The sequence below is a fragment of the Cupriavidus pauculus genome (genome assembly GCF_002858765.1).
Classification (GTDB): domain Bacteria; phylum Pseudomonadota; class Gammaproteobacteria; order Burkholderiales; family Burkholderiaceae; genus Cupriavidus; species Cupriavidus pauculus_B.
In genome coordinates this window covers 20,038-41,847 of sequence record NZ_PJRP01000007.1, presented here as the reverse complement: position 1 = coordinate 41,847, position 21,810 = coordinate 20,038, and the positions used below count along the sequence as shown (strand labels likewise).

General features: G+C 63.5%; 24 protein-coding genes. 6 read left to right on the top strand and 18 right to left on the bottom strand.

The features are described from left to right. Window positions 1-7: 7 nt before the first annotated feature. The 4 genes from arsB to CYJ10_RS16085 form a co-directional block, all read right to left on the bottom strand. A complete protein-coding gene (gene arsB / locus CYJ10_RS16100) occupies window positions 8-1,072 on the bottom strand; it encodes an ACR3 family arsenite efflux transporter (protein ID WP_101682503.1) in 1,065 nt (354 codons plus the stop codon). After that, entirely contained in the window at window positions 1,069-1,581 is a 513-nt protein-coding gene (locus CYJ10_RS16095; protein ID WP_101682502.1) for an arsenate reductase ArsC, read from the bottom strand. Before CYJ10_RS16095 ends, arsB begins: the two co-directional genes overlap by 4 nt. 66 nt (window positions 1,582-1,647) lie before the next feature. Further along, the gene (locus tag CYJ10_RS16090) at window positions 1,648-2,136 is read right to left on the bottom strand and encodes an ArsI/CadI family heavy metal resistance metalloenzyme (RefSeq protein ID WP_101682501.1); all 489 of its coding nucleotides are present in this window, start codon (window positions 2,134-2,136) and stop codon (window positions 1,648-1,650) included. Between the two features lie 2 nt (window positions 2,137-2,138). Then, on the bottom strand, window positions 2,139-2,468 hold the full coding sequence (locus CYJ10_RS16085) for an ArsR/SmtB family transcription factor (RefSeq protein WP_101682500.1): 330 nt from the start codon (window positions 2,466-2,468) through the stop codon (window positions 2,139-2,141). 749 nt (window positions 2,469-3,217) lie between these two features. Between CYJ10_RS16085 and CYJ10_RS16080 the strand changes: the two genes are divergently transcribed. Both CYJ10_RS16080 and CYJ10_RS16075 read left to right on the top strand, forming a co-directional pair. After that, a complete protein-coding gene (locus CYJ10_RS16080; RefSeq protein WP_101682499.1) occupies window positions 3,218-3,502 on the top strand; it encodes a hypothetical protein in 285 nt (94 codons plus the stop codon). 43 nt (window positions 3,503-3,545) lie between these two features. Beyond that, the gene (locus CYJ10_RS16075) at window positions 3,546-3,818 is read left to right on the top strand and encodes a hypothetical protein (protein WP_101682498.1); all 273 of its coding nucleotides are present in this window, start codon (window positions 3,546-3,548) and stop codon (window positions 3,816-3,818) included. An 87-nt stretch (window positions 3,819-3,905) separates the two neighbouring features. Here CYJ10_RS16075 and infA read toward each other — a convergent pair whose 3' ends face one another. Both infA and CYJ10_RS16065 read right to left on the bottom strand, forming a co-directional pair. Further along, a complete protein-coding gene (gene infA, locus CYJ10_RS16070; RefSeq protein WP_101682497.1) occupies window positions 3,906-4,127 on the bottom strand; it encodes a translation initiation factor IF-1 in 222 nt (73 codons plus the stop codon). Between the two features lie 29 nt (window positions 4,128-4,156). Beyond that, window positions 4,157-4,420 carry an isochorismatase gene (locus CYJ10_RS16065; protein WP_101682702.1) on the bottom strand — a complete coding sequence of 88 codons (264 nt, stop codon included), beginning with the start codon at window positions 4,418-4,420 and terminating at the stop codon, window positions 4,157-4,159. 723 nt (window positions 4,421-5,143) lie between these two features. Here CYJ10_RS16065 and CYJ10_RS16060 point away from each other — a divergent pair. Together CYJ10_RS16060 and CYJ10_RS16050 are read left to right on the top strand one after the other, a co-directional pair. Beyond that, the gene (locus CYJ10_RS16060; protein WP_101682496.1) at window positions 5,144-5,347 is read left to right on the top strand and encodes a cold-shock protein; all 204 of its coding nucleotides are present in this window, start codon (window positions 5,144-5,146) and stop codon (window positions 5,345-5,347) included. 473 nt (window positions 5,348-5,820) lie between these two features. Then, window positions 5,821-8,055 (top strand): rhodanese-like domain-containing protein, encoded by a 2,235-nt coding sequence (locus CYJ10_RS16050; RefSeq protein WP_101682495.1) that lies wholly within the window; start codon window positions 5,821-5,823, stop codon window positions 8,053-8,055. A gap of 61 nt (window positions 8,056-8,116) precedes the next feature. Here the strand turns inward: CYJ10_RS16050 and CYJ10_RS16045 are convergent, their stop codons facing one another. The 10 genes from CYJ10_RS16045 to CYJ10_RS34760 all read right to left on the bottom strand — a co-directional run bounded on the left by CYJ10_RS16045 (window position 8,117) and on the right by CYJ10_RS34760 (window position 17,482). Further along, window positions 8,117-9,541 carry an FAD-dependent oxidoreductase gene (locus CYJ10_RS16045; protein ID WP_101682494.1) on the bottom strand — a complete coding sequence of 475 codons (1,425 nt, stop codon included), beginning with the start codon at window positions 9,539-9,541 and terminating at the stop codon, window positions 8,117-8,119. 7 nt (window positions 9,542-9,548) lie between these two features. Beyond that, the gene (gene metC / locus CYJ10_RS16040) at window positions 9,549-10,748 is read right to left on the bottom strand and encodes a cystathionine beta-lyase (RefSeq protein ID WP_101682493.1); all 1,200 of its coding nucleotides are present in this window, start codon (window positions 10,746-10,748) and stop codon (window positions 9,549-9,551) included. A 12-nt stretch (window positions 10,749-10,760) separates the two neighbouring features. Then, window positions 10,761-11,627: an amino acid ABC transporter ATP-binding protein gene (locus CYJ10_RS16035; protein WP_101682492.1), complete on the bottom strand. Its 867-nt coding sequence runs from the start codon at window positions 11,625-11,627 to the stop codon at window positions 10,761-10,763. Then, entirely contained in the window at window positions 11,614-12,426 is an 813-nt protein-coding gene (locus CYJ10_RS16030; RefSeq protein WP_101682491.1) for an amino acid ABC transporter permease, read from the bottom strand. The genes CYJ10_RS16035 and CYJ10_RS16030 overlap by 14 nt, the downstream gene beginning before the upstream one ends. After that, a complete protein-coding gene (locus CYJ10_RS16025) occupies window positions 12,416-13,150 on the bottom strand; it encodes an amino acid ABC transporter permease (RefSeq protein WP_101682490.1) in 735 nt (244 codons plus the stop codon). The genes CYJ10_RS16030 and CYJ10_RS16025 overlap by 11 nt, the downstream gene beginning before the upstream one ends. Further along, window positions 13,147-14,406, bottom strand: a complete 1,260-nt coding sequence (locus tag CYJ10_RS16020) for an aminotransferase class I/II-fold pyridoxal phosphate-dependent enzyme (protein WP_101682489.1) — start codon at window positions 14,404-14,406, stop codon at window positions 13,147-13,149. The genes CYJ10_RS16025 and CYJ10_RS16020 overlap by 4 nt, the downstream gene beginning before the upstream one ends. Next, complete coding sequence (locus tag CYJ10_RS16015; protein ID WP_101682488.1) at window positions 14,403-15,281, bottom strand: transporter substrate-binding domain-containing protein; 879 nt, start codon at window positions 15,279-15,281, stop codon at window positions 14,403-14,405. The genes CYJ10_RS16020 and CYJ10_RS16015 overlap by 4 nt, the downstream gene beginning before the upstream one ends. A 10-nt stretch (window positions 15,282-15,291) precedes the next feature. Then, window positions 15,292-16,116, bottom strand: coding sequence for a transporter substrate-binding domain-containing protein (locus CYJ10_RS16010; protein WP_101682487.1), 825 nt, complete (start codon window positions 16,114-16,116; stop codon window positions 15,292-15,294). 96 nt (window positions 16,117-16,212) lie between these two features. Further along, window positions 16,213-17,208, bottom strand: a complete 996-nt coding sequence (locus CYJ10_RS16005) for a tripartite tricarboxylate transporter substrate binding protein (protein ID WP_101682701.1) — start codon at window positions 17,206-17,208, stop codon at window positions 16,213-16,215. 148 nt (window positions 17,209-17,356) lie between these two features. Further along, complete coding sequence (locus tag CYJ10_RS34760) at window positions 17,357-17,482, bottom strand: hypothetical protein (RefSeq protein WP_257993363.1); 126 nt, start codon at window positions 17,480-17,482, stop codon at window positions 17,357-17,359. Window positions 17,483-17,709: 227 nt separating this feature from the next. On the opposite strand from CYJ10_RS34760, the gene CYJ10_RS16000 reads away from it, so the two are divergent. Both CYJ10_RS16000 and CYJ10_RS15995 read left to right on the top strand, forming a co-directional pair. Beyond that, the gene (locus CYJ10_RS16000; protein ID WP_101682486.1) at window positions 17,710-18,699 is read left to right on the top strand and encodes a fatty acid desaturase; all 990 of its coding nucleotides are present in this window, start codon (window positions 17,710-17,712) and stop codon (window positions 18,697-18,699) included. Between the two features lie 22 nt (window positions 18,700-18,721). Next, complete coding sequence (locus CYJ10_RS15995; protein ID WP_101682485.1) at window positions 18,722-19,513, top strand: phosphate/phosphite/phosphonate ABC transporter substrate-binding protein; 792 nt, start codon at window positions 18,722-18,724, stop codon at window positions 19,511-19,513. 14 nt (window positions 19,514-19,527) lie between these two features. Here the strand turns inward: CYJ10_RS15995 and CYJ10_RS15990 are convergent, their stop codons facing one another. Together CYJ10_RS15990 and CYJ10_RS15985 are read right to left on the bottom strand one after the other, a co-directional pair. Next, window positions 19,528-20,808, bottom strand: coding sequence for an LLM class flavin-dependent oxidoreductase (locus CYJ10_RS15990; RefSeq protein ID WP_101682484.1), 1,281 nt, complete (start codon window positions 20,806-20,808; stop codon window positions 19,528-19,530). Window positions 20,809-20,820: 12 nt separating this feature from the next. Beyond that, window positions 20,821-21,810 carry a Bug family tripartite tricarboxylate transporter substrate binding protein gene (locus CYJ10_RS15985; protein WP_180862952.1) on the bottom strand — a complete coding sequence of 330 codons (990 nt, stop codon included), beginning with the start codon at window positions 21,808-21,810 and terminating at the stop codon, window positions 20,821-20,823.

Here is a 21,810-nt window from a genome sequence, read left to right as displayed (position 1 = left end):
GGATGCCTCAGTGCGATTCGTACCAGTGTTGTGAGCGGTTGACGACGCCGACGACAAACAGCATCACGGGTACCTCGATCAGCACGCCGACGACGGTGGCGAGCGCCGCACCAGACTGGAAACCAAACAGGCTGATGGCGGTGGCAACGGCCAATTCGAAGAAGTTGCTTGCACCGATCAGCGCCGAAGGGCCCGCCACGCAGTGGGCCACGCCGAGCTTGCGATTGAGCAGGTAAGCTAGGCCGGAGTTCAGGAAAACCTGGATCAGGATTGGCACGGCCAGTAGCAGGATGATCAGCGGCTGTTCGACGATGGCATTGCCCTGGAAGCCGAACAGCAACACCAGCGTCGCAAGCAGTGCGGTGATCGAGTAGGGACCCAGTGCGCCGACTACTCGCTTGTAGATGGCCTCGCCCCGCGCCAGCAATGCCTTGCGGATGATCTGTGCGATCAGTACCGGCACAACAATGTAGAGCCCGACCGACGTGATGAGCGTGTCCCACGGCACGGTGATGGACGACAGACCCAGCAGCAGTGCTACGACTGGCGCGAAGGCGACGACCATGATGGCGTCGTTAAGCGCGACCTGAGAGAGCGTGAAGTACGGATCGCCCTTGCAGAGCTGCGACCAGACGAACACCATCGCCGTGCAGGGGGCCGCTGCCAGCAGGATCAGACCAGCAATGTAGCTGTCGAGTTGATCGGTCGGCAGCCAGCCAGAAAAAAGATGGCGCACGAAAATCCAGCCCAGCAGGGCCATGGAGAATGGTTTGACCAACCAGTTCACGAAGAGTGTGACCCCAATGCCGCGCCAGTGTCCCGCGACTTGGCCCATGGCAGCGAAATCGATCTTGATCAGCATCGGAATGATCATGATCCAGATCAGTACGCCCACCGGCAGGTTCACCTGTGCCAGCTCCATGGCACCGATGGCTTGAAAGGCCGCCGGCAGCCGTTGGCCGAGCAGGATGCCTGCGACGATGCAGAGCGCGACCCAGACCGTCAGATATCGCTCGAAGAAGCCAATGGCGCTGGGTTGGGCGGCACCGGCGGACTGCTGCGCCGTGCTCATTGCCCGGACTCCACCGGCTGCTCGCCGATTGCCCGCATCTCCTTTTGGATAGCGTTATGGTCCAGGATGTGCAGAGGCAGGTTCACGAATTGGCTGACGCGATTCAGGATTTGACGGAAGACCTGGTCGAACACCTTGCGTTTCTCATCGTCAGAACCCTGAACGGCCGCCGGATCCATGAAGCCCCAATGTGCCGTGATGGGCGTACCCGGCCATATCGGGCAGACTTCGCCCGCGGCTTGGTCGCAGACGGTGATGACGAAGTCCATCCTGGGCGCACCGGGCAGGGCGAACTCGTCCCAGCTCTTACTGCGCAGGCCGGACGTGTCGTAGCCAATCGACTGGCAGCGCTCGATGGCAAAGGGATTGACCGTGCCCGAGGGTTGACTGCCGGCACTGTAGGCGTGAAAGCGTCCCTTGCCTAACACATTGAACAGCGCTTCGGCCATCACGCTGCGGGCAGAGTTACCGGTACAAAGCACCAGTATGTTGAAAGTCTTGTCGGACATGGCGGTCGTTGGGGCGAGCGAAATTCGCCTCGCCCGAGGCAGTATGGGAGGCTGACTAGCGAAGGCTCAGCAGCAGCCAGATTTTGGTGTGCAGCAGGCGGCGTGAGTGGCTTGCTTTGGCGTGGCGTTCAGTTGGACTGGTACGCAGCACGCGGAGGCCTCGGCGCTACGGTCGCGCGATTCGCCGTAGGTCGGTGCGCCACCGAGCGTGTGGAACGATTCCCATGCGATACCGGTCGGGTCCACCGACCAATGCTTATTCGAAGTCGCGTAGCAGCAGTTCGTCTCGGACTGGGACTGCATGGGCAGATCGGCGCTGGCCAGCCGTGTTTGCATTTCGACGAGCTCCGCGTCCGTCTCCACTTGGATGCCCAGATGGTCCACACCCGGCTTCTGTGTGCGATTGGAGATGGCGAAGTTCACGCGCGGATCGTCCAGTGCCCACTTTGCATAATCCTCCCTGAGGACGGTCGGTTCGGCGTCGAAGAGCGCGGAATAGTAACGGATGCTGGCCGACAGATCGGCCACGCTGACGTGGACGTGGAAGCGTTTCATGATCAGGACTCCGAGGAGACGGAACAGGACGACACCGGCGAGCACGGGACACCGCCGCAACAATTCTCGGTGAGATAGCCCAGCAGGGCGTTCATGGTCTCGAAGCGAGCCATGTAGATGATCGAGCGGCCCTCCTGGCGGCTTCCCAGCAGCCCTGCGCGGTGCAATTCCTTAAGGTGGAAAGACAGCGACGATGCCGGCATTTCCATCAGTTCGGCAATACGGCCAGCAGGCAGTCCTTCGGGCCCGGCTTGTACCAGCAGTCGGAACACGGCCAGTCGAATGGCGTGGGCGAGCGCGGCAAGTGCTTCGAGGGCGTTGTCAGTTTCCATATTTCTATAATAGTCGAACAATGGAAACATCGCAAGCGTGGCAGCGCTACTTTGCCCGCCGACGCCAAAACGTCATTAGGTTCCATCGTGGAGTGGATCCGTTGCGCCGATGCCCGTCGCAGTGGGCTGGGTACGCCCGAGCGGCAACAGAATCTAGCATCCGCCCGATCTTGTTCGAGTCTTACTCGCGGTCGCCTTCGTCGTACGGCGCGGCGAGGGCGGTGGCGCTGTCGGTGCCGAGGAAGGGGAGGATTGGGGTCAGTTCACTTACGGCTCGGCTGTGATGGCCGCAGCCAAACTGCACGCCGACGCGCCCGAATCGTGGCGCGCATTCTGTTGACTGACGTCTGATCCGGCGTTCGTCCCGTTGATCAAATTCGTCGTCTCGCACATATGCTTTGACGCATCCATCGATCAGGGGTGCGAGGGTGTGGAGGCGACGGTGACGGTCGACGACGGCAAAAACGCTTCGCTCACTGGTCTACGATCCGGCCTGCAAAGCGACGTCCTGCTCGCCAGCGGTCCCAACGTTGGTCAAGTGCCCGCGAGAGGCGGTATAGCACGTCAAATAGTTGCCTGGATCCGCAGCTAGCCTCATCCGCTCTGTGTCTGGAGCGTGCGCTGATTTCGTGCGATGTCGGTGTATGCCCTACAGAGCCGGTCCCCAAGACGCGGGCGGCAAGCAAATAAAGAACAGTCAGGCAGAGTATTCGGAGTAGAGTGGGTAGCTTACCCATTGGGAGCGTGGCATGGACAATATTCCTGCAGCAAACAGTGAGGGCTTCGACCTCTACCCGCTGGTTTACAAATATGATCCACCGCGCGAATGGCATGAACGGCGGCCGGATCGGAGCTACAGCGCCTCCGTCGTGATTTGCCGGGAGGGTGTTGCACCGTCAGCAGAGAGCGGGCGCGTCTTTCAGGTGCCGGACGCTCAGTGGGAAGACCTGGGGGCGGCTAAGCGTGCTGCCGTCCAGCATGGGGCAGACATCATTGCAGGCCTAATCAGCGGTACATCGCTCAAGGGCCTTTGAGGCGATCTTGCCCAAGAGAACCCGGTCGCGCGAAGGAGCGGACATGAAGCCGAGGCTGATTCGGGCGTGCGCGGCATACCGTGGAATGTTCGTCCACACCGCAGTATTTGAAGTGCCGAGAGCGATCAATGTCCATATTGCGCCAGGCCCGAAATGGCGGTACATGATGGCGATCCGCTTTAGCTTGAAGGCGGACGATCGGATGTATGGCGATTGTCTGGCGGATGACGATGACTATTTCACGCAAGAGGCAGCGCAACAAGCCGCACTTCACTATGGAAAATTCGCCATTGACGTTGTGCATGCATTGAGATGATGCCGCGTCCGGCATGCGCGCTCTGCTTGGGACGGAGCGCGCACTGGTCCTTCTTATGCTTCGTTGTCGAGCGTATCCCGATCGCAATCAGTTTTTGTGGCGATAGTTGATTCGCCCTTTCGTCAGATCGTAGGGCGACATCTCGAGCGTGACGCGATCTCCGGCGAGAACACGTATGCGGTTCTTCTTCAGGCGGCCCGAAGAATAGGCCCACACCTCGAAGCCGTTCTCAAGGATGACACGAAAGCGGTTGTCCGGAAGTACCTCCGAGACCTTGCCACCAAATTCCACCAGTTCTTCTTTTGCCACGTTTGCTCCAGTAGTGTGAGAGCGCGTTGTTACGCGCCTAGTGCGGAGGCGTGCGCGAAGCGCCGTCCACGTGAGTGTGGCCGCATGTGCGCGACAGCGCTGTCGCCAGCGTGTCGGGCAGCTTGCTTGGCCTTGGTTTCAGAGGCGTAGGTGAGGTGGCGCAGCGAAACGTTGGCAACGACGCGTTCGAAGCCGTCTCGATACTCGGAGATCATGTAGCTCGCGAACCACAGACCTGGCTCTTGTTGGATCGGGTAGACGGAAACGGTGAAAGGGGTGAAATCGTGATTCAAATGGTTCTCTGTTTTGTGTCGATGCTGCGGGCAGGCAATGACAAGCCCGGCGCGAGTCGACGCGACCACCAAACCTAATGGTGGTGGTGCTGAGGAGGCGTGGATCGCGTCGACGCCTTATGCCAAGGCAGGCGGTGGCAGACGCATCGTTGACCGTACTTGCGCATCTCAGCGCGTACTGTACAGACGCTGGCTTGCGGAGCGGACGTGCCGCTGGTCGGATCTGGTTATGGGCAGCAATTGCCCAAAAAGCCCGATGTACATCGGGTGGCCGATGACGCTCTTCTAGTGTTGATGTCGTACTGTCGGCGGACCCGTCGAGATTATCGACGGTCAAGCATAGTACCACCTTTACGTATTCCGTGCCGACGAGCCCTGTACTTGGTCAGCCATCTCGCTTGTCGCATGTCTCAACGGCGTAGTTCCGGCGGCAACGCCTCAGTCGTTTTTGCGTGATGCATGTGCGCTGCCGCGGCCCTCCCCGTATTGCTGATAGCGCGACGTCGTCACCTGACGGAGCGGGTCCAATGGGCGTGGCATGTGCCGAAGCGTTTTGATTGACCTTACCTCACTGTGCCTGTATAACAAACCTCGCAGGATCTTCAAGCTAGCCTCACAGCGTCAGGTGTACCCCTTCTGGGCCACTTTCTCTCCATGTATCTTCCTTGATCGTCATGCCTTGCCGGCATTTTTCGTCAGCGAGAATTTTTAAGGAGTCCTTACATGGAAACCGGTACCGTAAAGTGGTTTAACGATTCGAAGGGGTTTGGCTTTATTTCGCCTGACGCAGGCGGGGAAGATCTGTTCGCTCATTTTTCCGAGATTCAAGGCAACGGATTCAAGTCGTTGCAAGAAGGCCAGAAGGTACGTTACCTTTCCGGCAAGGGCCAAAAGGGTCCCGCTGCGACGAAGATCGAGCCGATCTAACCGATTGATCGCTTGAAGAAAAACCCCGTCAGATTGACGGGGTTTTTTGTTTCGAGTGTTCACCTTGCTGCCTGGGCAGTACCAACGGGGCAGCGGGCACGAGATCATGACTGCCATGCGGCGTGGCCAGATACGGATGTGCGGCTCGAGAGCAGTCTCAATCCGGTGGATTCTTTGGCCCAGGACATCGATATCGACGTGCGATACGGCATGGGCATCTGGCCTGCGTTGACGGCCGAGAAGTTAGTGGACGAGGAGGTGCGCCCCGTATGCATTCTTTGGCGGCGGCGCCGAAGGTTACACCGCGCTTGACCGGGCCAAATCAATCGAAAATGCGCCTTTTCTGCGACGAGGCAGGGGGCAACGGGAGGGGGGCATTTACGCATAACCATGTGCGTGTTTGTTCGTTCCTTGTGTACGCGGTAGGCCCTAGAGTCAGTAGCTTGTCCCATCCGACCCTTCGGGCATTTGACATGACCGCTTCTTCTCCCCTGTCTGGCGCAGCAGGATCCGACATCGCCAGCCGTCGCCACCAAGCCGTGGCCGCATTCATCTCCGAAATCCGTCGCCAGCTTGGCAATGGCGCAGTGACTGAAAAGACCACGCTCGAGCCGATTGCCCGAGCGCTCGAAGCGCTCGGCCAGCAGCGCGAGTTGTTTCCGGACGTCCATTTCCCGGTGTCGGCCAGCAATCCCGCACAGGTCTACCGGCTGGCCGAGGATCTCGACGGCAGGTTTGCGCTGTATGTGTCGGCCGGGCTTCCAGGCAAGGCCCAGCCACCGCACGACCACACCACCTGGGCGATCATTGCCGGCATCACCGGCCGCGAGCGGAACAACTTCTACGCGCGTGAGCGGACCGCCGATCCGGCGCGCGACACGCTGCGCGAGATTGAAGAGTTCGATGTCGTAGCAGGCACCTCGGTGACGTTGCTGCCGGACGACGTGCACACGATCGAACTAATTGGCGAGGAGAACGGGCTGCATTTGCACTTCTATGGGCTCGCGCTGGACCGGCTGGCGGGCCGCGTGGTCTTCGAAGGCAAGTCCGGCGGGACGTACCGCCACTTTGGCCCGCCGCGCCGGCTGGCGGCGCCGGTCATCGGGGCCTCAGCGCTTAAGGCGGCGCTGGCCGACGGGCAGGAAATTGCGCTTCTCGATGTTCGCGAAACCGGCGTTTATACCAAAGGCCATCCGCTGCTGGCGGCCTCCGCGCCGTTGTGGCGCCTGGAACTGCTGATCGACCGTCTGGTGCCAAGGCGCGACACGCGCATCGTGCTGCTCGACGGTGGTGACAATGCCGACGCGCTCGCGCATCAGGCCGCGGCAAAGCTGGTGCGCCTGGGCTGGGGCAACGTGTCGGTGCTCGAAGGCGGCGTTGCGGCGTGGGTGGCGGCAGGCAATGAACTGTTCACGGGCAGCAACGTGCCCAGCAAGGCGTTCGGCGAGATCATCGAACACGAGAAACATACGCCCTGGATCGACGCGGACGAACTGCACCGCCGTATCGAAAATGGCGAAGACATTGTCGTGGTGGACAGCCGCACTACCGAGGAGTTTGCCGACTTCAGTCTTCCGTTTGCGCATAGCTTGCCGGGCGCTGAGCTGGTCTATCGGATCGCTGAGCTGGCACCGAATCCCGACACGCTCGTGGTGGTCAATTGCGCCGGTCGCACGCGCAGCATTGTGGGTGCACAGACACTGATCGATGCGGGTATTCCTAACCCGGTGGCATCGCTGAAGGACGGCACCATGGCCTGGCTGCTGTCTGGCCGGACACTGGCACGAGGGCGTGTGACGCCGCTGCCGGAGCCCTCGGCTGCAGCGCTCGATGGTGCCCGTGCTCGCGCCGAGCGCGTGGCGGCGCAGGCGGGCGTACGCAGGATCAACGCCGCCGGCCTTGAACAACTGGAGGCCGCATCGCAGACGCGGACGTTGTACCACTTCGACGTACGCACCCGCAGCGAGTATGAATCGGGTCACCTGCCCGGCTGGCGCTGGGCACCGGGCGGACAATTGGTGCAGGCGACCGACGAATACCTGGCCACGCGCCGTGCGCGCATCGTGTTGGCCGACTTCGACGGCGTGCGCGCGTTGACGACGGCAGCGTGGCTGGCCCAGCTTGGCAGCCATGAAGTCTTTGTCTACGCCCCGCCCGCCGATGCGGGCCTAGTGACAGGCCCGGAGCCGGTGCGCGTGCTGGCATCGCGTCCCGCAGCAGCGGCAGTGTCGGCGCAACAGGCCTCACAGCGACTGGCGGCCGGCATTGCAAGGCTGTTTGACGTGGAGCGAAGATCCGCCTACGAAAAGCGTCATGCTGCGGGCGCGTACTTTGCCGTGCCGGACCGGCTGGAAGCGCTGATTGCCGACACGCCGGTAGAGCAAGCCATCCTGATCACCTCGTCGGATGGCGTGCTTGCGCGCGTGGTGGCCGCAGAGCTGGCGGCGCGCACTGGCCGCGAGGCCCGTTTCGTGAACGGTGGTACGCAAGCATGGGTGGCTGCAGGGCTGCCCGTAGAAACCGGCGGTGAGCGAGTGCTGACCGGTGACGACGACTACTGGTTCAGCCCGTATCAGCACGCCGACGTGGCCCAACGCAATGCTGGTTTCCAGGCGTATCTTGATTGGGAGATCAATCTCGTGGAGCAGCTTGGACGCGAAGGCGATATTGGCATCCGGCTCATCGGCGCGACGGAAACTGCAGGCTGAGTCGAACGTCAGCGAAGGTTGAGACGAAAAGGGGGGCGGTTCAGGTGCCCCCTTGTTTCATTCAGCCCCGCCAGACGGCATGGTCGTACAGTTCGGAGCCAAAATCAGGTGCCACGTCGGCGAGCGCGCGTGCCTGGTGCAATTCCAGGTCGGCCACGAACAGATCCTGGCTCACGCGCGACACAATCCGCGGGATGTCGCGCCGCATGCTCGGGATATCTCCCAGCGGGACGCCAGTGCTTGCATAGCCAGCGGGATTGAACACGTGAATTGCGCCAAGCCAAGGCGCGGCACCGCGATGCTTCTCCGTGTATTCGAGACCAGCGCCCAAGTAGGGCGAGACGCCAAGCGCGTCGTCCCGTTCGCCCGGTAGCGGCTCATAACGATCACGCCAGCGCGCGATTAGCGGCGCGATGCTGGCCAGTTCGGCGCGGTCCGCCGGGTCGGTGGTGTAGCCGGTGCCGGCGATCACGAAGTCGAACGCAAACGTGCGGCCGGCCACGTGAGCGTCAACAGCGCCGTCGCGCAACGTGGCGGCTTGCCACGGCGAAGACAGATGCAGGCGGAAGTTCGCGTGAGCGGTGGCGCGCTTGACGGCATCGGCAGGAGGCGTCGAGCCGGCGCGACGGTAGCGCACCGCGTGCTGCCAGCGCTGCGCATCGGACAGGCTGGCGTAGTTCTCGAAGAAGCCGGAATACATGCGAGGCTTGGCCACGGCCCGCGCTGCAATATGGTCGCGCCGCGAGAATAGGCTCACCGCCTGCGCACCCGCTTCCAATGCTACGGCGGCAGCGTCGAAGGCCGAAGCGGCCGCACCGATCACCGCAACAGTCTTCCCGCGCAACGCCACAAAGTCTATGGCATCTGCGGTATGGGCGGCCAGGCCCGCCTGCACCGCTGCCTGCAGATAGCCGGGCACAAATGGCGCGCCGTTGCCGGCCACACCATTGGCCAGAATCAGCTTGCGTGTTGTCTCGAAGCGCCGTTTACCGTCAACTTCCACGGTGAGCCGCAGGCCCGGTATCCCGGCGGCGTCCCACGGGGCGATGTCGACCACGCGTGTGCCATAGCGTACGTCGATAGCAAGGAATTCGCGGAACCAGGCGAGATATTCGGCCCAGTCGGCGCGTGAAATGCGGTCCAGTGCCGCGAAGGCGTCCCGGCCGTGACGCGTTTCGAACCATTGCTGGAATCCCAGCGCCGTGATACCAAGTTCCGGTCCCACCAGCGATTTGAGCGTGCGCAGCTTCTGCATGCGTGCGCGGGTCAGCCAGACGCCTGCGCCGGATGAATCCGCCGCAGCGTCGATCACGGAAACACCGCCAATGCCGGCACGCCGCAGTGCGTGGGCAATGGCGGAGCCACCTTGGCCGCCACCCACGACCACGACGTTGTGGTCAATGCCGTCGCGTTGCGGCACCCAGTTGTCAGGGGCGGGGCCAAGAAGCCGAAGCGTGTCCCGCGCGAATTGGTCGATGTCGCTCATGGTTGCCTCAGGCGATGGTGCGTTGAAAGGCTTGCCGCAGGTCCGCGATCAGGTCACGTGGATCTTCCAGTCCGACATGCAGCCGGATGACCGGGGCGTTTTTACCGCTTTCCTGCCACGTTCTGGATGCATTGAGCCGCTCGGGAGGCGCGACCAGCGCCAGGCTCTCATAGCCACCCCACGACGCGCCAATGGAGAATAGCCGCAAGGCATTGACCAGACGGCCGGCAACGCTGTGGTTACCGTCCCGGAGTGCGAACGACACCAATCCGCTCGCACCGGTGAAATCGCGTTTCCAGAGCACGTGGCCGGGATCTTCGGGCAGCGCGGGGTAAAAGGTGCGGGCCACTTGGGGCTGTTGCTGCAGCCATTGCGCAACCTCGGTGGCGTTGCGCTGGTGCTGCGCCAGCCGTACGGGCAGGGTGCGCAGCCCGCGCAATGCCAGGTAGGCGTCATCGGCGCCAATGGTCAGGCCCAGCGCTTCGTGTGCGGTGGCGATGCGTCCTGCCAGAGCCGGACTGTCGACCACGACGGCGCCTTGCATCACGTCGGAATGCCCGGCGATGTATTTGGTCGCCGCCTGGATCGAGATATTCGCTCCTAGCTGCAACGGCTGCAGGAACCAGCCACCACTCCACGTGTTGTCGATGGCTACGGGAACCCCTTTCGCGCGTGCAATGGCGGTCAGCGCGGGCAGATCGAGGACGTCGAACAGCAGTGAGCCCGGCGACTCGAGGTACACGAGCCGCGTACTGGCGCGGATCAATGCATCGAGATCGTCGTGTGCGGGCGAGAAATACTGCACCTCCACCCCCAGGCGCTGCAGCAGTGTCTGGTCGACCCGGCGCAGCGGCGCGTAGACCGTGTCGGAGACCAGCGCATGATCGCCGGGGCCGAGCAGTGCCAGCAGCACCAGCGTGATCGCCGACAACCCGGATGGCGCCAAGAATGCACGATGCCCGCCCTCCAGCGTGCATAGCGCGTCTTCAAGTGCTTCATGGGTATCAAGCCCGTGGCGACCGTAGGTGGCGATCCGTTCGCCGTGCGAGCGGCGGTGATGACGGTCAGCCAGGGTCTCGACATCCTCGAAGCGGACAGTGCTGGTGCGCACCACCGGTACGTTGACGGGGCCGACACCGTCTCGCAGGCTCACGCCTCCGGCATGGAGCAGCCGCGTGTGGATGCCGTCCGTGGGATTTTGGCTCATCGGTGGTCCTTGTCAGTCTTCGGTGGTGGCAGGTGCCGGTGCGAACGCGGCGTTGAATTCGGCCGGCAGGCGCGGAATGGCGCCGAGGGCCCGGCGCAGGAACGCTCGTGTGCGCTCGTGGCTGGGGTTGCCGAAGATTTGCTCGGGCGGCCCATGCTCGACGATGCGGCCGGCTTCGGTGAAATAGATGTGATCGCTGATCTCGGCCGCAAAGCGCATTTCATGGGTCACCAGCACGCACGTCATGCCGTCTTCCACGAGTTCGCGGATGACAGTCAGGACCTCGCCGACCGTTTCGGGGTCGAGCGCCGACGTCACCTCGTCGAACAGGATAAGTTCGGGCCGCATTGCCAGCGCGCGGGCAATCGCCACGCGTTGCTGCTGGCCGCCCGACAGTTCGCCCGGATAGGCGTGCGCCTTGTCGGACAGTCGCACTTTGCCCAGCAGCGCATGGGCTTCTTGTTCGGCTTCGCGCCGGTTGCGGCCGATCACGCGCGTGGGTGCGATGACCAGGTTCTCCAATACCGTCAGGTGCGGAAACAGGTTGTACTGCTGGAAGACGAAGCCGACGCGCTTACGCAGCGCAATCAGTTCGTCCTCGGTGCGCAGCGCATCCACGGCGGTGTCACCAACGCGGATCTGTCCCCGCTGCGGGCGCAGCAGGCCGGTGATGCAGCGCAGGATCGTGCTTTTTCCCGACCCGGACGGCCCGATAATGGTCACCGCCTCGCCGCGTCGCACCTCGACGTCGATGCCCCTGAGCACGGTGTTGTCGCCGAAGGTCAGGTGGACGTCGTGCAGCGCAACGAGTGGTCTGAAGGACGGATCGGTGGGCGCTTGTATCTGGCGGTTGCGCAGAAAGGAATCAGTGGCGGTCATGACGACGCTCCAGCGCACGCGTGGCGCGCGCGATTGGATAGCAATAGGCAAAGAACAGGGCCAGCAGCATGAAATAGACCAGCACCGTGAAATCGGTGCGGGCCACGGTGTTGCTGGCCACCTGGGCGGTATCGACCACGTCGTGCACGCCAACCAGCGAGGCCAGCGACGTGCTCATCGTGATGCTGGCGTATAGGTTCATCCAGGGCGGCAACATGCGCCGCAGGCACTGCGGCAGCACGATAAGCCGGAAAATCTGGCTGCGGCGGAATGCCAGCGACTGCGCGGCCTCCCATTGCGCGCTTGGGATCGACTGGATCGCGCCCCGGAATATTTCGGCCACGTTGGCGCTTGCGGGTAGCGCCAGGCCCAGCACGACCTTGATCCAATCCGGGAACGGAACGGTCCACTGGGCAATGTGAAGCTCGAACGGGAACACATAGGTGGTGAAGTACACCAGCACCAGGATTGGGGCGTTGCGGAACGCCTGTACCCACAGCCGTGCTAGGTAGCGTATCGAGCGGTGGGTGGACAGCGACAACGCGCCGATCACCAGGCCGGCCACCGTGCCGAGAGCCATCGCAAGGATACTGATCTCGATATTGGCCCACATGCCGCGCAGCAGCGCGGGCGACCATGTCCACAGGTTGCGGAACGCAGCCGGAGTGCTGCCAGTGGCAGTCCAGAAGCCGACGACGGCAAGCCCGCACAACGCGGCCAGCGCCCAAGGGCTGGTAAGGGCGTACCTGACGGGGCGCGGCGCGGCGCGCCAGGGCAGGGCAAGCGGGTTACTGGCCATAGCCGGGCATCCTTAAGCGCAGTTCCAGCCAGCGGCCCGTGCGGCTGACCAGCCAGGTCAGCACGCCGAAGAACGCCAGGATCAACAGCAGCAGCTCCAGCACGTTGTCGCGCTGGGTCCAGATCATGATGGATTCGTACGTGACGTCACCCACGGCGATCGCCGACGCCACGGCAGTCATCTTGACCAAGTCGACAAGGTTGTTGACCAACGCTGGCAGCGCGAAACGGACGGCCAGCGGCAATTCCACCTGCAGCAGCAACTGCCGGCGCGAGAACCCTAGCGAGCGCCCGGCTTCCAGCGTGACGCGCGGCACGGCCTCAATGCCCGCGCGCAGGGCCTCGGCATGAAACACGGCCTTGTGCAGCGAGACAACGGCCACTACCCAGAAGAATGGCGTCAGTGGATTGCCGGTGCCGAGGGTGTTCAGATGCTGCGTGATCAGCATGTTCAGCACGAGAAATCCGCAATAGAGTTGCACCAGCGTGGGGGTGTTACGGGTCAGTTCGACGAATGCGCGCGCCGACGTGGCCAAGGCCGCCTTGCCGGACGTGAGCAGCGCCGCCAGGATGACGCCGGCCAGCAGGCTGCACGGTATCGTCAGCGCGCACAGTTGTAGCGTGACGAACAGTCCATGAAGAAAGGCGGTACGTTCGGTGTTATCGAGAACGAACGCATAGTTCAGGCCGAACGGCTTGAGCATGGCGATCCAGGCGTCGATCATGGGCGCGCCTCCACCCGCGCGGGGCGCAGCGTGTGTATGGCTTGCTCGATACGCTGCAACGCTGCTTCCAGCACGTTGTCGGCCGCGGCGAACGACAGGCGGAAGTACGGCGACAGTCCGTAGGCGGCGCCTTCCACGACTGCGACTCCGGCACTCTCAAGCAGCCAGTCCACTACGTCGCCGTCTGTGGTTAGCGGCTGGCCGTCGGGCCGCAATTGCCCGATCAGGCCGCCGCAGTGGATGTAGGCGAAGAAGGCGCCATCCGGCGGTAGCAGGCGCAACCCGGGAATGCGGTTGATTGCCGCGACGGTCAAAGCTGCCCGGCGCGCATAGGCGTCGCGGGCATGCTCGATGAAATCGACGAAGGAGCGGTCGTTGGTCTGCAACGCAGCGGCCGTGGCAGCCTGGCCGATCGAATTGGCCCCCGACGAGACCTGCGACTGGATCGCCGTCATGGCCTGCACCAGTTCGGCTGGTGCAATGCCCCAGCCGATGCGCCAGCCGGTCATCGCATAGGTCTTCGAGGCGCCATTGAGAATCAGGGAGCGCCCGCGCAGATCCGGCGCTAGGGCCAGCCAGTGCCGCGCAGCGGGGACAAAGCGGATCTGGTCGTAGATCTCGTCGAGTAGCACCAGTACGTGGGGATGCCCGCGCAGTACCTCGGCCAGCGACAGCAGTTCGTCCTCCGTGTATACCGCGCCGGTGGGGTTGGACGGCGAGTTCAGGATCACCCAGCGCGTACGCGGCGTGATCGCGGATGCCAGCGCGCTGGCAGTCAGTTTGAATCCGCTCTGTTGGTCGCACGGCACGATGACGGGACTGCCGTCGTTGACGCGCACGATGTCCGGAAACGACGACCAGTAAGGTGCGGGTACGATGACTTCGTTGCCTGCGTCGAGCGTCGCCGCGAACGCGTTGAAGATCACCTGCTTGCCGCCGCTGCCGATGAACACTTCGGTCGGAGCAACGCTGATTGCATGGTCGGCAGCGAAGCGCTCGGCTACGGCGCGGCGCAGCGCCTGGGTGCCCGGTGTCGGCGTATAGCGCGTCTCGCCACGTGCCATGGCCGCGATGGCGGCCCGCTGGATGGCAGGCGGCGTGTCAAATTCCGGTTCGCCGGACGTGAGCGTCAGGACGTCGCGACCCTGGCTGATCAGTGCGGCGGCGCGCTGGCCGGCGGCGGCGATTGGCGACAGACGGACGCGACGGGCACGCTGGGACAGCGGCATGGTCAGCGGTATGGGTGGCGCAGTCATGGCTTCTGGCCCTCCGTGAAGACCGCGAAGTCCTGCGGGGCCACGTCGAACTTGCCTTGTTTGGCGTGATCATGAGCAGGTCGGATATAGGCACCGTCCGGCACGCCGAACTTGCGCGCCTGGCTGAGCAGGAATCCGGTGCGATGCCAATCGCGGATCGCCTTGTCCACAAATGCCACGGTATCCTGCTCGCCACGACGCGTCCACACGACGGTTGGCGACGGGATCAACTGATCATTGGTGGCCAGCGTGAACGCGGTCCATTCGCCCTTGTTTGGCCCATTCAGCGTCTGGTACAGCGCCGGCTGGATATGCACAGACGCCGCGCACGTGCCGCCCTTGAGCGCCAGCAACGATTCCGGAATGCCGCGCAGGCCCTTGACGATGGCGCCATACTGCTCGGCCAGCGGCCTGGCGAAGTTGCTACCCTGGGATACACAGGCCACTTTGCCGCGCAGGTCTTCCCAGCGCTTGATGCCGCTCTGCTTGGACACCATGGCAGCGCCGCCGACCAGATCGTACGGCGTGGGCGCGAAGCTCAGGATCTCGCTACGCTCCTGCGTCCACTGGATATTGGCCACCAGCAGGTCGACCTTGCCCGCCTGCAGGAACTGCACGCGGGTGGACGCGGTCACCGGTATGGTCTCCAGTTGCACGCCGAGGCGTCGGGCCAGGTCCGCCGCCAGTTCGGTCTGGTAGCCGCCCGTCTTGCCGGTGGCCGTGTCGAGGGTGCCAAACGGCGGGCTGGGGCCGTCAATTCCCACCGACAGCTTGCCGCGTTGGCGAATCTTTTCGAGCGTAGCATCAGCCCATGCGGCGTGCACCGCAGTCATGCCGACGAGCAGCAGCGCGGTGGATACGAAACGATTGTGCATCGTGCGCTCCTCAGCCCTTGTACTTTGCCTGCAGTTCCGGCAGTAGCGGCTGCGGCGGTGTAATGCCGAGCCGCTTTTCCGTGCCGATCAGCCAGCCCGTGCGGTGCCATTCCTGAACCACCTTGTCGACGGCGGAGACGGTATCCGTCTCGCCCTTGCGTGCCCAGACCACAGACGGCGCCGGAAGAATCTCGGTCGGAATCGGTGCTGCGTAGCTGGCCCACTCGGTGTTAGAGCGCAGCAGCGGATGGATCAGCGTGGCGTCATGCACGGCCGCTACGCATTGGCCGCCGCGCAACGCCAGCAACGATTCGGATGCGGTCTTGAATCCGCGTACCTGCGCGCCATACTGTTCCTGCAGTGGCTTCACAAAGCTGCTGCCCTGCGACGCGCACACGGTCTTGCCGCGCAGGTCTTCCCATTGATGGATGCCGCTCGTCTTGAGTACTGCGGCGGTCCCGCCTACGCGGTAGAACGGGGTGGGCGCATAGGAGAGCAGCTCGCCGCGATCGGCGTTGTATTCCATCGAGGCAATCAGAAGGTCCACCTTGCCTGCCTGCAGAAACTGCACGCGATTGGACGGGTTCACCTGCACGAGTTCGGCCTCCACGCCGAGACGTTTGGCGAGGTCACGTGCCAGTTCGGGATTCCAGCCAACCAACTGCTGCGTCGCAGGATCGATCGAACCGAAGGGGCCGCCATTGACCAATACGCCGATGGCAACCTTGCCGCGCTGCTTGATCTTGTCCAGCGTGGCGTCGGCGCGTGCCGGCTGGGTGGCGAGGAGAGTAAGCGCAAGGGCGGCGATGGTTCGCAGGGTGTGAATGGTTGTCATAAAGATTAAGTCGTAAGGGCCCAGCAGCCGATGCCTGCAAGGGCATCGCTGCACAGCGAGGGCAGAATTGAGGGAAGAACTACGACGTCGCGGCAGCTAGTTCAGCTTGATGCCTGCCGACGCGATGACCGCTGCGTAACGGGGCAGGTCCTTCGACAGCGTGTCGTCGAGCGCCTGTGCCGAAGACGCCACTACCACGAAGCCGGCTTCTTCAAGCTGCTGCCGGGTCGCTGGCTGGGCCAGCACGGTGGTGGCATCACGGTTGATGCGCTCGACAATCTCTGTTGATGTGCCGGCCGGGGCCAGCAGGCCCTGCCAGCTTTCGACCGCAAAGCCGGGTGCGCCGGCTTCGGCCATAGTCGGGACCTGTGGCAACGCCTTTGAACGGTAGGGCGTGGTTACGGCGAGGGCGGTCAGGCGGCCGTTGCGTACATAGTCGGTGACGGCAGCCAGCGTGATCAGCGTGGCATCGATATGGCCGCCAAGCAGATCAAGCGTGGCGGGGCCGCCACCGGGGTAAGGGATGTAGTTGACCTCGATGCCGAGCTGGCGCGACAGCATTTCATGCGCAACATGGGCGATGCCGCCATTGCCCGGTAGTCCTAGTGCGAGTTCGCCGGGCTTGCTTCGCGTCAGGGCCAGATACTCGCCGAAAGTACGTACGCCGAGGTTGGGGCGGACGACCAGGACCTGCGGGCTGACGACGGCCTTGATCACGCCACGGAATGCATGGCGTGTGTCGTAAGGAAGCCGTTTGAACAGCGAAGCGTTCAGCGTCACGCCTTCGCCGCCGAGCAGCAGCGTGTAGCCGTCCGGCGCGGCACGAGCCACCTGGCCTGCGCCAATCGTGCCGCTGGCGCCAGACACGTTCTCGACCACCACGCTTTGGTGCCACCGCTCGCTGAGCTTCTGCGCCAGCGTGCGTGCCAGCTTGTCGGCGCTACCCCCAGCGGCCACCGGCACGATGATGCGCACGGTCTTGTTCGGGAAGCTCTCGCTCGGCGTGTTGGCGTTAGCAGGGGTGGCGCAGGTGGCGTAGGCGAACGCCACCAGTGCGAGTTTCAACGTGTGGAGCAGTCTGCGGCGCAGCATGATGAATGCAGGGATGAGTCCGGACACGCCCGCCGACACGATGTCGGCATGCAGTCAAGCAATGTCGCGGATCAATCAGCTTATGGAGTGCGGCGTCCGATACGAACAAATCTTTTCGTACTTCGATATGCGCGCTGGACTTGCGCGGTCAACCTCGTGGCGGTCGATCTGACTGTTCGCCCTCCTTGTAGGGCGGGTAAAGCGGATGGCGCAGCGCGGCGTACACCAGGGCCACAGCGCAAATGGCCGTGAACCAGTCAAGCAGATCGGTCATGGCAAGGATCTCCCGTGCTTGTTGATGCTTCATCTTGTGGACCACGGTCCCTGTCGCGTCAACGAAGGTTTCCGACTAAGCAAATCCGCTTGATGTCGTGCGTAGCAAGCGCGTGTGACGCGAAGCCGGCGGGGTGCATATCGTTATCGGCAATCGTTCGTTCCGGAGCGTGCACTGCCGCCCGTATGCTGCGGCTTCGTATCACACCGCCACGAATCCGCCGACCGATGACCACTTATCTCGACGATCAGCAGCGCAACGAACTTGCGCACGCAGCCCGTCATTGGCTGTGGCGCACCGAGTTGCCGACCTGGGTATTGGTCGCCGCCGTGTACGCGTCCTGGTTCGGCGTGGCGATCCACGTTCGCGAGCTCGGACTGCCGCTGGCGTGTGTACTGCTCACGTTGTGCACCACGTGGTACCTGTCGCTGCAGCATGAATTGCTTCACGGGCATCCGACCCGCCTGCCATGGCTGAACGCGCTACTTGGCGCCGCGCCGCTGGGCGTATGGCGGCCCTATGCGCTGTACCGTCGGACGCATCTGCAGCACCATGAGGCCGAACTTACGCATCCCTATGCCGACCCCGAGAGTTACTTCCTCGACGCAGACGCATGGCAGGCCACCCCGCGGGCCTTGCGTCGGCTCTATGCGGCACGCAACACGATGGCGGGACGCATCCTGCTGCAGCCGGCGTTCTCCATCGCATCGATCGCGATCGATGCGGGGGGGCGTTTCCGGGCGGGGGACTGGCGCGACCTGCCGGTGTGGACAGCCCATCTTGCCGCGCTGATGGTGTTGCTCGCATGGCTGCAGATCGCTTGTGGCATGCCAGCATGGCTGATGCTGGCGGGCGTGGCGTATCCCGCGCTGTCACTGGCGGCGATCCGTTCCTTCCAGGAGCATCGCGCCACCGAAGCCGATGCATCGCGCAGCGTCATCAATGAGGCCGGCCCGGGTTGGCGCCTGCTGTTTCTGAACAACAACTACCACCTTGTGCATCACGATCTGCCGGGCGTGCCGTGGTTTGCGCTGGCCTGGGTCTATCGCCGGCGCGCGCACGACTACCTGGCGCGTAACGATGGCTTCTTCGTCCAGGGCTACCGTGAGTGGCTGGTCCGTTATGCATGGCGCGCGGTGGCACCGGTCGTTCATCCGCGGTTCGACGGGATGCTCAAGCTTCGTATCGAGGCATCGGGGGAACATGGCAAGACCTGAGCGATGGGTGGCGGCGCTGCCCATGTACAACGTGTCCGCCCAGTTGCGCGAAGACTGGTTGTTGCTGATTGACCGGGTGGGCCAGTTGCTGGGGCGTGTGCCGTCGTCGGTGACACTCGCGGCCGTTGATCCGGGCGAGGGTCCAGAGGCGCTTCACGCGTTTTGGCGTCGCGATGACCTGCTGCTGTCGCAGACCTGTGGATACCCGCTAGTGCACGGGTTGGCGCCCTATGTCCGGATAATCGGCACGCCGCGATTCGCTGTATTGGGCTGCCACCGGCAGACCTATCGCAGTGCCATCGTTGTACGCTGTGCGGACGGGCCCGCGACGATCGAGGCATGCCGTGGCGCCCGCGCAGCGTGCAACGGACCCGATTCACATAGCGGCATGAACGCGCTACGGCATGTGGTTGCGCCGCTGGCTAGGGGTGGACACTTCTTCGGGGATGTGGTGCTGACCGGCTCGCATCTCGCTTCGCTGGCGGCGGTCGGTGAAGGTCGGGCCGACGTCGCAGCAATCGATTGCGTGACCCTGGCGTTTGCGGCCGAACATCACCCGGCGTTGGTCGCCGGAATCCGCCAGATCGGCGTCACGCGCGCAGTGCCCGGTCTGCCATTCATTGCGTCGCGCCGCGCCCGGTCGTCGCTGGTCAGGCAGGTCCGCGCGGCGTTGCGCGAAGCGCTGCGCGAGGACGCCGGCCTGCGATCACGTCTTCACATGGATGATGTGGTACAGACGACTGCCGCAGCGTATCTGCCGATTGCGTCCATGGCGCTGGACGCGCACCGGCTGGGCTATGCGAAGCTGGGCTGACGGTCAGCTCAGCGTTACCTTCCCTGCGGAAGCGGTAATTCAAGGTGCTCGCGCAAGGTGCGACCCTCATAGTTGCGCCGGAACGCGCCACGATCCTGCAAGATCGGAACCACCTCGCGCGTGAAATCCTCGAATCCACCCGGAAAGTAAGCCGGCATGATGTTGAAGCCATCGGCGGCACCGGCGCGTACCCATTCGATCATGTGATTGGCCACTTGACCGGCCGTGCCCACCACGATCTGATGGCCGCGGGCGCTGGCTACCAGGTGGTAGAGCTGGCGAAGCGTCAGTGCTCGCTCGCGCGCGAGCTTGATCAGCAGCGCACTGCGGCTGTGCACGACGACATCGGTCGGCAGCGGCGGCAGCGGTGCATCGAGCGCGAAGCCGGATACATCGACGGCCAGTTGCTCGCCCAGGATGGCGAGCGCATTCGACTGGTCGGTAAAGGATTGCAGTTGCGCGAGCTTCTCGTGAGCTTCTGCCTCGGTCGCGCCAATGATTGGCATCAGGCCAGGCATGATCAAGCAGTGGCGCGGATCGCGTCCCGCTTCAATCACCTGTCGGCGCAAGCCGGTGGCAAACTCGATCGCCGCGTCGAGGTCCTGTTGCGCGGTGAACACGACCTCGGCATGGCGCGCGGCCAATGCCTGGCCGGGGCCCGACGAACCGGCCTGGATCAGCACGGGCTGGCCCTGTTCGCTGTTCGTGACATTGAGCGGACCTGCCACGGAGAAATGACGGCCCTCATGGTGCAGCGCGTGCATTTTGTCCACGTCGATATAGATGCCGCGCGTCTTGTCCTGGACATATGGGTCCGGATCCCAGGAACGCCAGAGGCCCTTTACGACCGAAACGAACTCCTCTGCGATGGCGTAGCGTTCGGCGTGGTCGGGGTGACGATTGCGGCTGAAATTCACCGAACCGTCCGCGAAGGTGGTTACGATGTTCCAACCGGCACGGCCGTGCGACAGCTTGTCTACGGTGGCCAGCGTGCGCGCCAGGTTGAACGGCTCGCTATACGTAGTCGATGCGGTGGCAGCCAGCCCGACGCGTGTGGTCACCATCGATAGTGCCGCCAGCATGGCCAGCGGGTCGGGGCGCGTGATCATCGAGGGATGGGCATCGGCTGAGGTCAGCAGGCGGTCGCCGAAGAACACCATGTCGAACTTTGCACGTTCGGCGGCTTGGGTCATGCGCACGACCAGATCGATATTTTCGGTGCCGGATTCGGCGCCCGGGTATCGCCAGCCGGCCGCATGATGCCCGGCCGCGAGCAGGAACAATCCAAGTTTCATGATTGCCGCCGCTCAGTTGCCCTGCACGGTGCTGTCCTTGACCACGCGCGCGGCAATTTCGTGCACTTGGCGGATGCGCTGTGACGTCTGCTCGGCCGTCAGGGTCTGCACGTCGACCTGCACGCGGCTCAGTGCGGCCACGGTGTCTGGTTCGGCCAGAATCTCGCCGATCCACTGGCGCAGCTTTGCCAGCACCTCCGGCGGCACGTTGCGCGGCGCGGTGATGAAGAATGCGCCGGCCAGGGAGTCTTCCCAGCTCTTGATGCCTGCATCACGAATGCTCGGCACGTTCGGCAGGTCCGGCGAACGTGCGCCGCCAAAATAGGCGAGCGCACGCAGCTTGCCCTGCTTGATGAACTGCGTGCTGAGTGGATCGAACACCAGATCCACATGGCCGGCTACCACGTCGGCCACAGCCGGCGCACTGCCTTTGTAAGGCACGTGCCGAATGTCGATGCCAGCCAGGCGCTTGAGCAGTTCGCCTGCCAGATGTCCGGGCGTGCCGTTCCCCGAACTGGCAAACGTGAGCTTGCCGGGGTTAGCGCGTGCGTAGGCAATCAGTTCCGGCAACGTCCGGATCGGCAGCGACGGATTGATGGCGACCGTTGCCAGCGAGTTACCGATGTAGGCGACCGGCACGAGGTCGTGGAACGGATCGAACTTCACGGTCATCAACTGCGGCGCGATGGCCAGGTTGCCGATGGAGGTGTTGAGTAGCGTGTAACCATCCGCCGGCGATGCCGCCACGAAGCCGGCGCCGAGCGTGCCGCCCGCGCCGGCCTTGTACTCGATGACCACCGGCTGGCCAGCTTTCTCGGCCAGCCGCTTTGAGATGATCCGCGCGACGTTGTCATTGGTGCCGCCTGGCGTGTAGGGCACTACGTAGTTGATCGGCTTCGACGGGAAGGGTTGCTGGGCCGATGCCGGCGCGGTGGTGACATGGAGCACCGCGAGTGCTGCAAGCGCGGCGCGCAGGGGCGCGGAAAAAAAAGGGAAATGCAT